We start from the raw sequence: 16,866 nt of genomic DNA on the forward strand, positions 1-16,866 counted from the left end.
CATCTTTCGGGAATCAGGAGGAGCCGAAGCCCAGGAACTCCAGCAGCAGGTTTCGCCGGCGGCGGCGGCGCTCGTCCTTGTCCTTGTCGGCGTCGGCTGCAGCGGCGGCCTGGGCGGCACCAGTCGGGGTCGTCGGTACGGTGATGGGCACGGTGACGGCCACCTCGGCCGTCGCGCCCGTGCGGGCGCCGGTCACCTGGATGTCGTTCGCGTTCACCAGCCGCTCCGCGCCCAGGAAGGCATTGCCCTTGGAGCGGATGCCGGCCTCGCCGGCGTTGATCTCGCCGGTGGGGGCCTGCAGGTCCAGGTCGTTGCCGGCAGACAGCACGGCGATGCCGGAGCCGCTGAACGAGCCCGAGGTGTCGAACACCAGGTTGCCGTTGGCGTCCAGGCGCAGCACGGGCGCCGGGGCGCCGGTCACCGTCTTGGCGCCTCGTCCCGCGTCGATGTTGCCGGCCGACGACCACATCAGCAGGTTGCCCTGGCCGATGGTGAACACGCGCGACTGGTTCACGTCGAAGTTCTGCGCCACCACCGCCGACACGTCGCCGCCGTTGACGGTGACGATGCCCAGCTCCGTGGCCGCCTTGCTGCCGGCGCTCACCTCGCCGGCGTTCACGCCGCCGCCCGGGTTGAGCAGCGTGATGTCTGCGCTCTGCAGCGTCTTGATCTGGCTGGTGGGCATGCGTACCTGGGCGGCCGGGCGGGCCGCCAGCGTGCCGGCGTCCGCCACCGGGAACAGCAGGTTGATGGCCTGATAGCCACTCGCATAGGCCGCCCAGCGTTCGTCACCCGCCAGCACCGCGGCGGCGCGACCGGCGCGCTTGAGCTCTCCCATCAGCACGCGGTTCAGCCACGGGATCTGGCGCTCCAGCGGCAGCGCCTCGAAGCGGCGCAGCGTGTCAGCGGCGTCACTGCCGCGCTGGCCGCTCATCAAGGCCACGTAGTCGCCCAGCTTGGCCATGTCGGCCGTGGCGGCCAGTTGCGCCAGTGCGGAGCTGCGCTGTGCAAGCGGCTGCGTGGCGAGCGTGGCCATCAGCACGCGGCTGACCAGCAGCGACTGCTGCGCGCTGCTCAAGGCCGGGGCCTGGGCCAGCGCCGCCGCATCGCTCAGGGCCGACCACGCCGGCTCCAGCAGGCTGGTCTGCTTTGCGAGTGCCTCGGTGACCTTGGCGTCGTCGATGGGTAGGCCCATCAGCGCTGCCTGGCGCAGGCGCTGCTCGGCCGCATCCGGCCGTGCCGGCTGTGCGCGCACCTGCTCTGCCAGCAGCCGGTCCAGCGCCTCGTTGCCCAGGCGCTGGCGCAGCAGCGCCAGCTGTTCGCCTGGCGTGGCAGCGTTGAACGCGGCCGCCGTGCCTGTGCCGCCCAGCAGCACCCAGGCCTGGCCCAGCTTGCCTGCCAGGCCCGATGCGCCCAACACCTGGAAGCCGGCGGCGCTGGCCCGGGCGTAGTCCTCGCCGTCGGCGCTTAGGCCGGCCACCACGGTGACGCGCGCGCCGCCCTCGGGCAGCAGCGCGCTGTTGGACAGGTTGCCGCGCGACACGATGCCGGTGCTGGTGGACAGGTCCACATCGCGACCGGCGAGCACCAGCAGGTCGCCCGGGCCTGCCACTTCCAGCCCCAGGCCGTTGCCGAAGCGCAGGTCGCGGCCAGCCTGCAGCTGGCTCAGCTCGCTGGCCTGGCCGCTGGCCGCTGGCTGGTGCTGCACGCTGACGTTGGATACCCGCAGGTCGCGGCCGGCCGTGGCGGCTAGTGGGCGCGTCGTGGTGACGTTGCTCAGGTCCAGGTCGCCTTGCTGCGCCAGCAGTTGCACCGGCGCGCGATTGCTGGTGTCCAGCACGGCGCGGCCGGCGTCGTCGCGGGCCAGCAGCAGGCCTTGCTGCAGCGTCTCGGTCACGCGGTTGAGTGCCTGCGTCTGAACCTGCGTGCTGGCGGTCTGCGGCGCCGTCAGCGACTGCACGGACAGGCTGCTCAGCGTGACGCTATCGCCGGCGGCAACCCAGGTGCGGGCGGCGCTCGGGTCAGCCGCCAGGCTCCAGGTTTGCAGGCCGTTGGCGATGACGCTGCCCTGCGGCGCCAGCAGGCGCAGGTCCACTGGCACCACCTGGGCACCGGGCAGCTCGCGTACGCCCTGCCACAGTGGCTGGCTCGCGCCGGCGTACTGCACATCTCCGCCCGCGCTCTGCAGCAGCAGGCTCGCCCGACGGTCCAGCATCGGCGTCACGACGTTCTGGCCCAGCGCCTCGTTGTTGTCGTAGGTGGGGCTGGCGAAGGAGAGGTTGCGCGCGCTGGCAATCGCCAAATCGCCCGCCGCCTGCACGCGCACAGCGCCGTCCAAGTAGAGCAGTTGCACACCGGCTTCGCGGCCGACCGGGATGCCCTCGGCGGCACGGATGGCGCCACCGGCGCGCAGGTCCAGACCTCTCGAGCCCATGAACTGGCCGCTGACGACATCGCCGCCCGCCTGCACGCTGAGGCCGCCGCCGCCAAATTGCAGCAGCCCGGCAGGCAGGCCTGTGGCGGTGGCGCCGGTGGCGTCCAGCACCAGACCGGAGCTGATGGCGGCGGCCTGCAGCTGCTGCACCGTGCCGCCGGCCTGCACATGGATGCTGCCGCCGCCCAGCGTGGCCAGGCCTTGCGAGAAGCGGTCCTCGCGGCCGAACCAGGCCGTCGTGCCGTTGTTGTTGGCACGCCAGTACCAGTCTGTGATGTAGCGCTGATCCTGACCCAGCGCGCTGCCCAGCACGTCGCCACCGGCCTGCACGCGGATGGCGCCACCGCGCTCGGTGAAGGGCATCAGGCCCGAGCTGCCCAGCACCGGGCCCAGCGTCTCGGCCAGCGCGTCCAGTGCCGTGGCGGGCAGCGGGTCGGCCGGGGCCGGTTCGGGCGCAGGCGTCGGCGCGGGCGCAGGTTGGGGCGCCGGTGCTGGTGTCGGTGTGGGCGCTGGGGCGGGCGTTGGGGCCTCGCCTGGCACTGTGGGCGCGGCCGGCGGTTGGGCATTGCCGGTCGTTGCGCCATTGCCCTCGGCGGGCACGGTGGCGTCGGTCGTGGCGTCCAGGCGGCCCGCCTGCGCGGCCGGGCTCGCCGAGGCGCTGGCCGTGGCAGTTGCAGTGGCCAGGCTGGCCACCGGCACGCCCAGCGTTGCGATGTTGGCCTTGCTGTTCAGCAGCTTCACGTCCTGACCGGCGGCGAGGGTGATGTTGCCGGTGGTGCTGCGCAGCTGCACGGCCTGGCTGTCGTGGCCGACCTCGATCGAGCCGACGCCCGTAACGGTCGCTAGCGTGTTGGCCGCGTTCAGGTCGGCGCCCGCCACGATGCGCAGGTCGCCGGCGCGGGCCGAGGTGCCTACCCATGTGTCGGCGGTCACCGGCGACTCACGCAGGCCCGTGCTCAGGGTGGCCTGCAGCTGGACGTTGCCAGCGGTGCGCAGTGTCAGTGCGGCCTCGGCGGCATGGGGCGCGGCCGCCTGCTGGGCCGCGGTGAGCGTGGGTAGCCGCCAGTCGGCGCTCAGGCGCAGGTCATTGCTGGCGCGCACCTCTACGCCGGCACGCACGCGCAGTGTGGGCAGCAGGTCGGCCTGCTCGGCGCTCAGGCGCGTGGCGATGGCTTCGGCCGTCTGCTGGCCCACGCCCATGAAGGCGTCGTTGTCCAGCAGCACGCGGCCCAGGCCGAGGTGCCCGGCCGGTGCCGGGGTGGGTGTGGGGGCTGGGGCCGGCGTGGGCGCAGGCGTGGGGCTGGGTGCCGGCGAAGGCGCGGGTGCCGGGCCGTTGGGGCCGGTAGGCGCTGGTGGCGGCTGCGTGTTGCCGGTGGTGGGGCCATTGCCGTCGGACACGGCGCTCGCATCGGCCGTGACGGCGAGCGCGAATGCGCGGCTGCCTTGTGCGGAGGCAGGCTGCGGTGGGCTGGGCGGCTGCACGTCGCCGGTCGTCGGCCCGTTGCCGGCGGACGGGCCGGTGGGCGCCGGTGTCGGTGCGGGGGCGGGCGCAGGCAGCGGGGCCTGCGTCAGCGGTGGCAGTGGCGGCTGGGTGCCGCCGGTGGTCGGGCCATTGCCATCGGACGGCGACGTCGGTGACGGCGCAGGGCTCGGGGGCACCGGCGCGGGTGCGGGTGCGGGGGCCGGTGTTGGCGCGGGAGTCGGTGCCGGTGAGGGCACCGGCGCCGGCGTGGGTGCAGGAGCCGGCGATGGCGCGGGTGCGGGCGTGGGGGCTGGTTCGGGTGCCGGTGCTGGTGACGGGACCGGGGCTGGTGCGGGCGAAGGCACGGGTGCCGGCGTTGGCGCAGGTGTTGGCACCGGTGCGGGCGTGGGTGCCGGCTCCGGTGCAGGCGCCGGTGTTGGTGCAGGGGCGGGTACCGGTGCTGGCGTTGGTGCAGGCGTCGGAGCCACTGGCGGTGCGGGTGGCTGGGTGCCACCGGTGGTCGGGCCGTTGCCGTCGGCTGGAGGCGTGGGCGAGGGGGCAGGTGCCGGTGCCGGTGCCGGTGCCGGTGCCGGTGCCGGCACGGGTGCCGGTGCTGGAGCCGGTGCTGGAGCTGGAGCTGGAGCTGGAGCTGGAGCTGGAGCTGGAGCTGGAGCTGGAGCTGGAGCTGGAGCTGGAGCTGGAGCCGGCGCCGGGCCGGGCACCACGGGGGGCGCCGGCGGCTGGGTGTTGCCGGTCGTGGGGCCGTTGCCGTCGGCCGGCGTCGTGGGTGCCGGGCCAGGTGCAGGCGTTGGCGCAGGTGTCGGTGCCGGGCTGGGTGCCGGCGCGGGCGAGGGCGCGGGTACTGGTGCGGGGGCCGGTGACGGCGCTGGTTCGGGCGCAGGGGCAGGTACCGGCGCAGGCGCTGGTGCCGGTGATGGCGTGGGACTCGGTGTCGGTGCGGGCGCGGGTGTCGGCGCCGGAGCGGGTATGGGGCCGGGCACCACGGGGGGCGCCGGCGGTTGGGTGTTGCCAGTCGTAGGGCCGTTGCCGTCAGCCGGCGTCGTGGGCACCGGCGCGGGCGCGGGCGGCAGCGGCGGCGCGGGCGGCTTGGTTGTGCCGGTGCTGGCGCCATTGCCGTCGGCCGGTGTGGTGGGTACCGGGCCGGGCGCCGGGGCGGGGCTGGGCGAAGGCGTCGGTGATGGCGCCGGGGTCGGCGCGGGCGTTGGTGACGGCGTGGGCGCTGGGGTTGGCACCGGTGCCGGTGTTGGCGTGGGAGCAGGTGTTGGTGCGGGTGTCGGCGCCGGTGAAGGCGATGGCGATGGCGATGGCGATGGCGATGGCGATGGCGTGGGTGCCGGAGTTGGCGCGGGCACGGGCACGGGCGCCGGGACAACACCGTCCACAAGGTCGGTGATGTTGTCGTAGCGCTTGACGGCCTCGATGTCGATGGCCGCGGCCTGCTGCACGCGGGTGCGCAGCGGGTCGATGCGAACGTCGTGCGTGTCCTCGTCGCGCTGGGCGCGCAGGGCCAGCGTGCCGCCGCCGGCGTCGATGCTGCCGCCTTGCAGGCTCAGCCGGCCTTCGGCACTGTTGAGTGCGATGCGGGGGGCGTCCAGGTCGGTGGCGGTGCCGGCGCTCTGTGCCGTCAGCTGCGCGCCGTCGGTGATGACGAGGGCGTCACGGGCGCTGAGTTGCATCTGGCCTCCGCTGTCAGCGCTGGCCAGGGCCGTGAGCTGGCCGCTGAGGCTGAGCGCGCCCGCGTCGGCGCTGATGTCCAGCGTGCGGGCGCGCAGCGCGCTGCCGGCTTTCAGCACGAGGTCGCCGCGGCGCTGGCGCAGCGTGATCTGCTGCTGGAAGGCCTGCGGCCCGGCCGCAGCGATCAGCGTGCCCAGCTTGTCGGCGCTGGGCAGCGTGGCGGCGTCCAGGTGGAGGCTGGCGAGCGTGCTGCCCTGGCCGCCGGCCTTGAGCGTGCCGCCGAGCAGCAGCTCGCCTTGTGGGGCGGCCAGGCTGAGGTGGCCGGCGTCGCCGCTGCCGGCGGCGCTGACGTCCAGGGTGGCGCCGCTGCCCACCGTCAGCAGGCCGTTGGCCGTGCTGAGGCTGAGGCGGCCGGCGGCGAGGTCCACGGGCACGGCGTTGGCGCCGCTGCCCAGCGTCTGGCGGCTGCCGGCCACGCTGAGGGTGCCCCCTTTGATGCTGAGGTCGCCCTGGCTGGCCAGACTCAGCTGGCCGGCCGGCAGCAGCAGGTCGGTGTTGACGGCCATGCTGGCGGCTGACAGCGCCAGCTTGGCGGCGGTGCCGGCCGTGATGCTGGCGCTGGTGGGCTCCGCTGGCTGGCTGAGCGCGAGTGCTCCGGCCACGGTCCAGCGGCTGTCGGCGGGTGCCGTCACGCCCGCGCGGGCGCTGATGGCGGGCGTGTTGGCGCTGAGGCTGCCCTGCACCGTGAGCTGGCTGTTGCCGCCCAGTGCGATGCCTTGCGACGCCGTCAGCGTGGTGCTGGCGGCCTGCCAGGCCTGGCTGCCTTCGGCCAGGCGCAGCTGGCCGGCGGCGGTCATTGCGAGCGTGCCGGCAGCGGGCGCAGCGGCGGCCGCGGCATCAGGGCTGCGGCCGGTGGTGTTGGTGAGCACCAGGGTCTGGGCGCTCACCGCGGCGGCGTCACCCGCGGTCTGCACGCGCAGGGCGGGGGCATCCAGCGTCAGCTGCCTTAGCGTGGTGCTGCCCAGGCTGGCGTTGCCGGCGAAATCGAGCGTGGCGTAGCTGCGCAGCAGCAGCTCATCGGCCGTGGCGAGCTGCTGGAGCAGCGGGCCGGCCAGCTGCAGGCTGCCGTCCGCGGGGCTGCCGCCCAGCTGCAGGCGCGGCGCACCCAGGCCGAAGGCGGCGGCCGTGAGCGTGGCCTGGTTGGCAATCGCGGCGCTGCCGGTGGCGTCCAGCTGCACGCGGCCGGTGCTCGCCTGCAGCGAGGCGTTACCCGCCACCTGCAGCGTGCCCGTCTTCAGCTCGGCCCCTTGGCGCGTCAGGCTGCTGCCAGCGTTGGCGCTGAGCAGCACGGCCGCGCCGTCGCCCTGCAGCGTCCACTGTGTCGCCGCCGTGGTGTCGGTGGCCTGCAGTTGTGCGCCGGCTTGGACCGCGACCGTCTCGCGCGCCGTGAGCAGCAGGTTGGCCGCAGTCAGGGCTCGCGGCGGCTTCGGTGTGCCCTCGGGCACGCTCGGGGTCGTCTCGTCGTAGACGTTCACCGTCTGCGCGCGCACGGCCAGCGCGCCGGGCTGGCGCAGGTCGGTCGGCACGGCGCCGAGCACGAGCTTGTTGACCCCCAGCGCGTTGAGCTGCGCAATGCTGAGCCGCAGGCCTTCGGCACTGTCCGGCGCCTCGCCAACCAGGATGTCGCTGGCAGCGAAGTAGGCGCTGCCGCCCTGGCCACCGCTGCCGGCGGCCACGCGCAGCGCGCTGCGCAGGTCGGCCTGCTGAGCGGCCACCACCAGTGCGCCGGCGTCGCGGTTCAGCGCCGGGGTGGCGGTGTCGTTGCGGGTGGCGAGATCGCTGAAAAAGCCGTCGGCAGAGGCGAGGCGGATTTCGCTGTAGCGGCGCGCTTGCTTGCTGGTGAGCAGCTGCCAGGTGCTGGGCAGTGCATCGGTGACCGTCGTGCCGGCGGTGCTGAGCCGTGCGCCGACGACGAGGCTGCCGTCATCGCGCACCTGACTCTGGCCTTGGGCCAGCACCAGCGCGCTGTCGTCGCTGCGCTTGAGCGCGATGGGGCGCACCAGTACGGCGCCGTCCAGCGCTGCATAGCGGGCGGGCAGCAATGTGTAGGTGCCGATCAGCTGCGTGCCGTCGGCCAGCGTGACGCCGGTGCTGCCGAAGTCGATGCTGCGGCCCAGCGCCGGCAGGTTGGGCAGGCTGTTGTCGGCGGCGCCGGTGCTGCGCACGCTGGGCACCAGCGCGTAGCTGCCGTTGGCGGCGCTGAAGATGTCGGTCGAGCCGCCTGGGCCGGCGACGAACTGCCAGCCCAGCAGCTGGCCGCCGCCGCTGAGATCCATGCTGGCGCCGGCGGCGCTGGTGATGGTGGGCGCCTGCAGCGTGATGGCCTTGGCCGGGGTGGCGCTGAGGATGTCGCCGGACTTGCTGCCGGGGCCGCTCCAGCGCTCGCCGTTCCAGCTGCCGAACAGCAGGCTGCGGCCACCGGCGCTGACGGAGGTCTCGCTGCCGTCCAGCAGCGCGATGCTGTCGCTGGCGTCCAGCGTGAGGCTGCCCTCGGGCGCGCGCAGCCGACCACCCTGGCGGATGCTGGCGGCCTGCAGGGTCAGGCGGCCGCCGGCGCTGAAGGGCAGGTCGGGCGCTTTGCCGTCGGCGCTGGCCGGGCTGTCGATGCTGATCTGGCGGCCGGGCGCGGCGATGACGAAGCCAGTGTCGCTGGCCGGGAAAATCTGCGCGGCGCTCAGACGCAGGTCGCCGGCCGTGTTGAGGCGGCCGTCGCCGGCCACTTCGGCACTGGGCTTTTGCAGCAGCAGGTCGCCGGCGCTGAGCAGGTTGAGCTGGCCCACGCCCTGGCTGAGCACCTTGCCGCTGACGTCCAGCCGCTGGCGGGCGGCCAGCGTGAGCGTGGCGCTGCCGGCGCTGGCAGTGAAGGCTTCCCGCTGAAGTTGGCCGAACTCCAGCGCTGTACGGCCATTGACCCAGCTCAGGTAGGTGGCCGACAGCGTGCTGCTGCTGGGCAGTGCGCTGGGCTGCACGGCCAGCACGGGCGCGTCCAGGCGCAGCGCGCCCGCGATGTCCAGCGACGTGGCGGCGTCGATCAGCAGGCGTTCGCGCGAGGCCAGCGTCAGCTCGGTGACGCCCGATCGTGTGATCCACGGCGCGTCCACGCGGGCCACCCCGCGCAAGGTACCGGCGCTGCCCAGCGTGTCGGGCGTCAGCGTGGTGCTGAGGGAGCCGCTATCGGCGGCCAGCAGCAGGTCGCGCACGGCCGGCAGGCGAACGGTGTCGGTGAGGCCGGCCTCCAGGTTGATGCTCAGTCGGCCGCCGGCCGCGCCGGTGCCGCCGCCGGCGGCGCGCAGCGCGCCTTCCAGCAGCAGGTCGCCGTTGGCGTTCACGCTCAGGGAGCCGGCGTTGCTGGCCAGTGTCTGGCGCGTGATGCGGTCGCCGGCCGACGTGGTTTCGCGCACGTCGACGCTGCCGCTGGTGCCGCGGATGTCGATCTCGGCCCCCTGCTGCACGATGAGGCTGGTGGCGTAGCTCTGCGCCGTGGCGCCGGTGTTCAGGCTGACGCTGCCGCCCGCCAGCACGCGGCCGCTCAGCAGGCCGTCGGTGCTGGGCAGGGTCTGGGTGATGCCGGCCACGTCGATGCGGCTGCTGGCGCCCAGCCACAGGTGGCGCTGCAGCGGAAAGTAGCGCGAGTCCTCGCCCGTGGCGAGGCTCAGGCTGACTTGGCCCGCCGGCGCGGAGATGCTGCCGTCCAGGCGCAGCTGCTGGCGGGCCGACAGCTGCACCTTGGCGCCGGCGTCCAGCGACAGCGAGGCGCCCGCGCCGAACAGCAGCCGACCGGCCGGCTGGTCTGCCGTGATGCCGCTGGCGCTGAGCGTGACGTCGATGGGTTGCGGGTAGCTGCGGGGCGGCGCGACCAGCGAGAACGCCGTGTCCATGGCCGTGCCGGTGGCGCGGTTGCGCGTGGCGCCATCGGCCTGCCACAGCTGCAGGCGCGGCGCCATCTGCGTGCCGCCCTCGACGCTCAGCAGGTCGCGCCCGTCCAGCGCGTAGGTCTGGAAGCCGCCGCGGTTGAAGAAGTCAGCGGCGAGCATTAGCGCACCGGCGGCGTCGGCAGCGGTGCCGACGCGGATCTGCGGCGCGGCGAGCGTGAACTTGCCGCCCTGGGCCACGCCATGGCCGCGCAGGCTGACCTCGTCCAGCGCCGACACGGACGCGCCGCCGCGCAGCGTCAGCGCGCCGGCCGTGCCGCCGCACAAAGTGTTTGCCTTGCAGCTGCCAATCGCCTGCGCACCGGTCATCAGCGCGCCGCTGGACACGTCCAGCACCGTTGCTGCGCCGAGCTGCAGGTTGCTGCCGGCCTGCAGCGTGACGCTGCCGCCGGCCGTGGCGGCGGGGCGGGCGGCGTCGGTCAGCGTGGCGTCCAGCGCGGCGTTGACCCAGCGGCCCGAGGCGTCCAGCCGCACGCCGTCGGTCACACGCACATCGCCCGCGCCGCTGCGCAGCGTGATGCTGCCGGCGGTGCTGCGAATGTCGGCCTCTGCACTGACGGTGCCGCTGCTGGATTGCAGTTGCACCGCGCCGCGCGTGCCCAGCTGGAGCGTGTCCGCCAGCACCACATCGCCTACGGCGGAGACGCTGACATCGTTGAAGCCCGACGCGGCCAGGCCGGCCAGCGACAGGCCGGAGGCGAGACCGTCCAGCGCCGTGGCCGCTCCGGCGGCATCGCCGCGCAGCAGGGACCAGCGGCTGTCGTCCAGTGCGTTGCCGCTGCTGCGCAGCCGGAAGTCGCGCAGCACCGGGCCGGCGTAGGTGGCGGTGCCGAACACATTGACGTGGGTGGCCGCACCCAGCGCCAATTTGGCTGCTGCTGCGGCCGCATCCAGGCCGGCGAGCTGGCGCACACCCTGCGTGACGCTGCCGCTCAGTTGACCGTCCAGCACCAGACGGGGCGCGACGATGCTGAGGCTGCCGCCGCTCTGGCCGGTGACGTAGCCCGGCTCCAGCCGAGACGGGCTGACGAGGCCGTAGCTGGGTCGCACGCCCCAGCGGTCGTAGCTGGCCTTGGCCGTGCTGGCGTTGACGATGCCGGTGTAGAGCAGGTCCTTGGGCGCGTCGTTCAGCGTGTAGGCGCGGCCGTTGCTGGCGTAGAGCTGCGTGGGCGCCACCTGGGCGGCCGTGTAGTTCACCTGGCCGCCCGAGACATCCAGGCGCGCGCTGGCATGCGTGACGACGGCCTCACCGGCCACCAGCTTCAGCGAGCCGCCGCTGGCCAGACGTTCGCTGGCGCTGCGCTGCTGGGCCGCGCGGTAGTTGGCGAGGTCACCCAGGATGGGCGAGGCCTGGCGGATGTCCAGCGTGACCTTGTTGCGAAACAGCAGGCCGTCCTTCTGCAGTGGCGCGTCCTTCAAATCGTTGCTGCCCAGCAACTCGGTGGTGACGAACTCGCGCGCGACGCTGACCGTGGTGTCGGTCGTGCCGGAGACGTCGATGCGGGCATTGGCGTCGATGACGATGCGCCCGCCGGTGGCCGTCAGTGGGTTGCTGGTGACCAGGCCGCCGAAGGGGTGGGGCGTGTCCAGCGCGCGCAACTCGGCCACGGCGCCAGGGGCCACGACGTGGGCGCCCTCGGCGAGCGTGATGCTGCCGCCGGCCAGGTCCAGCCGCGAGCGGGTGAAGGTGGCGTTGTCGTCGCTGGTCAGCGGCTTGCCGTCGGCACCGGCGTTGTCGGGGGTGATCTCGGTGACGCTGCCGGTGGCCAGCGTCAGCGTGCCGCTGCGCGTGGCGCGCTTGTAGAAGGGGTCGCTGACGACCTTGTCACCCTGCGCATCGCCTTGGGCCAGCAGCAGGATGGAGCCGTTCTGCGACACGCTGGTCGTTGCGCTCACGCGGCCGGCCTGGTTGACGGCCAGGCCCACCAGCGTGGCGTTGCCGCGCGGCACGCTGATGCTGCCGGTGTTCTCCACCTTGCCGTCACCTGTGGCCAGGTCGCCCCGACCCACTTCGACGAGCAGGCCGCGCAGCGCGGGCACGTTGGGGTTGGCCTCGGACGCATACAGCGGCTCGGTGGTCGGCAGCTTGTAGAAGACCTCGGCGCCCGCGCCCAGCACGACCTGGCCGCCGGGGGAGGTCAGTGTGCCGGCGTTCTCCACGCGCTTGGCGTAGAGCTGAATGCGGCCGCCTTCGCCAGTGACGATCTGTGCGCCCGGCTCCACGCGGATGAAGTTCTTCGCGTCGACGTAGTCGGCCGCCGTGCCGTCGTAGCGCAGCGCGGCGGCTGCGCCTGTGATGTTGGTGACGAAGCCGTTAGCGTAGTCCGCGTCCTTGGGTGCGAGCGTGGTGGCCAGCAGCGCGCCCACGTCCACGCGGGCATCCTTGCCGAAAAGGATGCCGTTGCGGTTGTAGAGCAGGATCTCGCCGCCGTTGGTGGCCTTGAGCTGGCCGAGGATCAGGCTGGGGCTGACGCCGCCAATGCGGTTCAGCGCGCTGGAGCCCGGCAACGCCATGTCGAAGGTGACCGAGCTGTCCGTGTCGATGTGGAAGCTGTCCCACTTGTAGATGGCGCGCTGGCTGGTCTGGCCGATCGTCATGTCCACACCGCCACGCGCATTGGCCGTTTCCACCGGCGCGGCCGTGCCCGCGCCATAGACGCGCCAGCCCACGGCCGGTTGCGGCACCTTGAACGGCGGCGGCGGTGGCGCCGCCACGGGCGCCTGAGCCAGGGCGACCAAGGGCAGGCTGGCGGCCAGGGCCGCCACGAGCGGGCTCAGCAGCAGGGCGGTCTTGGGCAAGGCGGGCTTGGACATGGCGGGCTCAGAAACGCAGGGCGGCGCGCATGTGCACGCGCTCGGTGGGCAGGCTGCGGCCCGCAACATCACGGTGGCGGCGCGCCCAGTCCAGCGCCAGGCTCAGGCCGGGCTGCAGGCCCAGCCGCAGGCCCAGGCCGGTGCCCAGCAGCGTGCTGCGGTGGGGCTGGCCTGGCTCGGGCTCGATCAGCGTCACGCGGGCCACATCGCTGAAGCCGAACACCACCAGCTCGGTGAAGGGCGGCAGCGGTGCACCGTCGAAAGCCTTCAGCAGCGCCGGTGCGAGGTTGCGGCTGCGCAGCTCCAGCGAGGCCAGCACGCCGTAGTCAGCCGAGGCGGCGGACTCGGCATAGCCCCGCACCGAGTCGGCCCCGCCCACGGCGAACTGCTCGGCGCTGACCAGCGGCTGGCTGGCGATCTGGCCCGCCACGCGCAGCGCCCATTCGGTCGGGCCCATGCGCGTGCTGCCGCGCCAGTCGAGCTTGAGGGTGGTGAAGCCGCCATCCGCGCCGCGGCGCTTGCAGGCGAACTGGTCAGCGATGCCAAAGCTGCCGTCGGCCAGCTGGCAGTCACGGCGCGTCTGCCGCCACACGGGCCGCAGGCCGAATGTGGCGCTGGCATTGAGCTGCTGCTGGCCCCAAGCGCCCCACCAGCTGCCGTTGTAGGCCGCCTGGAGCGGCGCATATCGCAAAGGAGAGCCGATGGTGCCGGCGCTGGTCTGCACGTCTTCGGTCAGGTTCTTCAGGTCAAAGCCCAGCGACAGCCCGTGCGCTGCGTTGCTGGCGACGCGGTTGACGCCGTAGCGCAGCCCCAGCGTCGTGCCCCTGCCCAGCACGCGGGTGCCGCCCAGGCTGTCGATGTCGCTGCTGGAGTTGACGGCGCTGACGCTCAGCGAGTCGCCATCGCCCAGGGGCACGAGGTAGTTCAGCACCAGCACCTGCGACTGGCTGGGCTGCATGGGCGCGGTGAGGGCCGTCAGAGACAGCGAGTGCTCGCGCTGGAACAGGTTGTCGTAGTGCAGATTGATGGCGGCGCGCAGAGCCTCGGTGCCGGTGGCTGCGGCGTTGTTCAGCTCCACGCTGCCACCCAGCGGCAGCTTGTCGCTGACCTTGAGTTCGGCCTCCACGGTGCCGGGCTCGCGGCCCGGCCGCAGCACCGGCTGCACACGGCGCTCGGGCGTTTGCGACAGCGCGGCGATCTGCTGCTGCACGACGTTGAAGTTGGGTACGGTGCCCTCGGCCAGTTCGGTGGCGACGGCGCGAATGCGGCCCTGGTCGAAGTAGCGCGAGCCGGTCACGTAGAGCTTGTCCACGCGCCCTTCCAGCACCACCAGGCGTACCACGCCGCCGTCGATGCGCTGCTCGGGCACATCGACGAACACGGTCAGGTAGCCCGCGCCCTGGTAGGCCTTCTCCAGCGCGGCGCGTGCGCTCTCGATGGCGGCCATGTCGCGCTTCTCGCCCATGAAGGGCATGACGGCCGCTTCCACCTGTGTGGGTTTGAGGCGCGTGTTGCCTTCGACCTCGAACTCCAGGATGTCGAACTGCAGGGCCTGCGGTTGCACCTGTGCGAGCGCCGGTAGCGCCTGGGCGAACAGCCAGCAGGCGAGGGCAGTCAGCAAAAGAAACCAGCGCGCCCGCAGCGGGGCGCGCGTCAGTCCGGCGTCCATGGAATGAGTGTCCCGAGGGCGGGTGAAGCGGTCGTGAAAAAACAGCGGCCGTCAGCGGTGGTGTGTCACCGCAGACGGCCGGTTCGTGTCCTCAGGCGCGGCGGCGAGCGCGGGCGGCCAGCACGGCCAGGCCCAGGCCCATCAGGCCCCAGGTAGCGGGCTCCGGCACGGGGCTGATGCTGCTGCCCAGGCTCAGCGTGTCACCGGCCGGCACATCGATGAAGCGGATGGCGCCGTAATGGGCGGTGAAGTCGGTGCGCAGGCGGTTCTGCTGGCCCTCGAACGTGGCGACCGGCGTGATCTTGGCGGCCAGCGTGTAGCTGAGGATGTAGTTGCCCGCGCTGTCTACCCCGAGGCCCCAGAAGGCGTCGTTGGCGTCGTTGTCGAACTCGTCGACGAGGATGGGCTCCGAGCTGTCGTCGCTGCGCATTGTCAGCTTGTAGAACCACGACGACTGGTTGATCTTGTTGAACACGCTGGGGGACGCCATTGCACCGAGGAGGTTGCCGTCGGGGCCGAACGAGTCTGCGGCGTAGGCCAGTTCGCCCTTCTTCGCCAGACCCGATTCGTTGGCTGCGTAGTCGACGCTGCAGGTTGCCGTGCCGCACAAGGTGCTGATGTTGGCGAACCCGCTTTCGAGGCTGCCCTCGGCGGTGCCGAACTGCAGCTGGTCGAGGGTGATCAGCCGGGTGTACTCGGGGTCGGTGGTGCCCGAAGCCGTGGCGTGGTTGATCGTGGCGTACATCGCCCGCGAGCCCGCGCCGATGCCACTGGGGTCGCTCGACACGGCCAGGATGGCCCACATCTGGTTGGCAATGTCGGTGGACACACTCAGGAAGCTCTGGAACTTGGCGTCCGTGTTCAGCGGATCGAACAGCTTCTGATAGCCGGCGTTCTGCTGGCCATAGACGAACAGATTGGTGGCCGCATCACCGGCTGCGTAGTTCTCGCCGTAGACCGTGATGCCCAGGTCCTTGGTGTAGGAAATTTCCTTGATCGGGTCCCAGATGAACAGCATGAGTTCGGGCGTGTTGCCGGCGGCCACGCCCTCGGCGCTTGAGTCACCGACACGGACGGCGGCCGGGCTGCCGGCGGCGGCCAGGGCGAGTGCTGCGGCCAGCACGGCCTTTGCCTGGTGGCGTGGGCTGATCGACTTCATCAGGGTGTTCATGCTGCTCTTCATCGGGCTGTCGTTGAGGGCGGGGTGCCGTCTTGGCCATGCGTGCGCGGGCGGCCCGCATGGCGAAAACGCCCCGGCAGGCGCGGGGCGCGAAGGCCGCACGGAGACGTGCCCGTGCGGCCAGTCGATGCGCTGCTTACTTGGTCATGCGCACCGGCGAGCAGCTGTTGCCACTGTTGCGGGCGGTGTGCGAGGTGTAGCTGCGGGTCAGCGCGTCCAGGTTGGCCCAGGCGCCGGTGAAGGTCGACGGCGGGGCGACCAGGCCGTTCTGCAGGTCGGCATCCAGGCGTTGCAGCACGGAAGCCTTGCCCATCTCGGTACGCATCTTGGTCAGCAGCGCCAGCTGCTCGGCCGTGGGTGCGTTGGCGAAGCCCGGCTTGGCCCACTGCATGGTGGATTCGACGACGAAGTCGTACTCGCCCATGATCACGGCAGCGCGCGACGGCGTGGCACCGCTGAGCTTGACGAAGCGATAGCCCTTGTCCTGGATCAGGTTGCCGTTGGCATCCTTGGGCAGGGGGTTGTTCTCGCGGCCCAGCACGCCGAATGCATAGCCGCCGCCGGTGCTGTCGGCCAGACCGTCCGTGGTGGCCAGGCAGCCCTCGACGTTGCTGCTGCTGCTGCCCTGTTGCACGGTCAGGTTGCCCAGCACGGAGGGCACGGCCGTCGTGGTGCCGGCCGCAGGCGTATAGCCGCCGGCAGCGCCACCGCAGGGGGTGTTGGCGAAGAACATGTTGGACGCCGCTTGCGTGCCGGAGGTGGGTACCCGGCGGCAGACGTTGATGCGCTTGTTGTCGATGTTGCTGTCCACGGTGGCCGGGATCAGCAGGTTCCAGCCCTTCTTGGTGGAGGAGCTGCCCAGCAGTTGGCTGGTCAGCGCGCCTGCGACGAAGCTCTTGGGCAGGCTGGGCTGCTTGGCTTCGGACTCGTCGACGACGGTGGCGCTGGCGTCCACCAGCCCCTGGGCCTTCTGCAGCGACAGATACAGCTTCTTGTTGACGGCAACGGCAAAGATGTTCTGCACGAAGCCGGCTGCATCGAGGCCCGTGGTGTTGAGGTTGGTGCCGCCGTGGATGGGCGCCTGCAGCAGGGCCGGCTCGACATCGGAGATGCCGGCGTGGGCCAGGGCGCTCGTCGTGGTGCCGCAGATGAAGGTGGGCTTGGCGATGTCGGAGGCCGGCGAGACATTGGCGGTGGCCGTGCAGCCGGCGCTCACCAGCATGTGCGCTTGCGTGGCGTCGCCGCCATTCAGCAGCGGCGTGACGCCCTGGCCAGAGCCGCCGGCATCACGCTTGGTGATCAGCACCGGCGTGCCGACCGGCCAGGTGCCGATAGCGACCTTGGTGCGGAAGGCATAGGCGCGGTGGTTGCCACCGGTGGCGGAGTCGTAATACACGTCGAAGGTGGCGGCATCAGCCAGCTCGGACTGGATGTACGCGCCAACCATCAGGCGCAGTGCCGAGGCACCGGCCAGGCGGACTTCCTTCAGCGTGCCCGCGTCGCGCTCGGCGATCACTTGGGCGGGAGTCAGGGCATTGGCAGCGCCGAACGAGGCCAGGCAGGCCAGGGCGATCAGGGAGGAGCGGAGCTTCATGGGAGGACTTTCAGCCGATTCGGGGT

Annotated in this window: 4 protein-coding genes; all 4 read right to left on the reverse strand. The window is 72.3% G+C overall.

Annotated features, from left to right (window positions below; translation table 11 throughout):
• Positions 1–13: 13 nt before the first annotated feature.
• A complete protein-coding gene (locus ACG0Z3_RS15730) occupies positions 14–12,397 on the reverse strand; it encodes a filamentous haemagglutinin family protein (RefSeq protein ID WP_394399062.1) in 12,384 nt (4,127 codons plus the stop codon).
• A gap of 7 nt (positions 12,398–12,404) precedes the next feature.
• Positions 12,405–14,066, reverse strand: a complete 1,662-nt coding sequence (locus tag ACG0Z3_RS15735) for a ShlB/FhaC/HecB family hemolysin secretion/activation protein (protein ID WP_394399064.1) — start codon at positions 14,064–14,066, stop codon at positions 12,405–12,407.
• A gap of 91 nt (positions 14,067–14,157) precedes the next feature.
• Positions 14,158–15,237 (reverse strand): PEP-CTERM sorting domain-containing protein, encoded by a 1,080-nt coding sequence (locus ACG0Z3_RS15740; RefSeq protein ID WP_394399066.1) that lies wholly within the window; start codon positions 15,235–15,237, stop codon positions 14,158–14,160.
• A gap of 145 nt (positions 15,238–15,382) precedes the next feature.
• Positions 15,383–16,840, reverse strand: coding sequence for a hypothetical protein (locus ACG0Z3_RS15745; RefSeq protein ID WP_394399068.1), 1,458 nt, complete (start codon positions 16,838–16,840; stop codon positions 15,383–15,385).
• Between the last annotated feature and the right edge of the window lie 26 nt (positions 16,841–16,866).

It is taken from the genome of Pelomonas margarita (assembly GCF_043555875.1).
Lineage (GTDB): Bacteria > Pseudomonadota > Gammaproteobacteria > Burkholderiales > Burkholderiaceae_C > Pelomonas > Pelomonas margarita.

Coding starts and splice junctions, on each gene's coding strand:
- ACG0Z3_RS15730 (WP_394399062.1), bottom strand. CDS start 12,397: ATGTCCAAGCCCGCCTTGCCCAAGACCGCCCTGCTGCTGAGCCCGCTC.
- ACG0Z3_RS15735 (WP_394399064.1), bottom strand. CDS start 14,066: ATGGACGCCGGACTGACGCGCGCCCCGCTGCGGGCGCGCTGGTTTCTT.
- ACG0Z3_RS15740 (WP_394399066.1), bottom strand. CDS start 15,237: ATGAACACCCTGATGAAGTCGATCAGCCCACGCCACCAGGCAAAGGCC.
- ACG0Z3_RS15745 (WP_394399068.1), bottom strand. CDS start 16,840: ATGAAGCTCCGCTCCTCCCTGATCGCCCTGGCCTGCCTGGCCTCGTTC.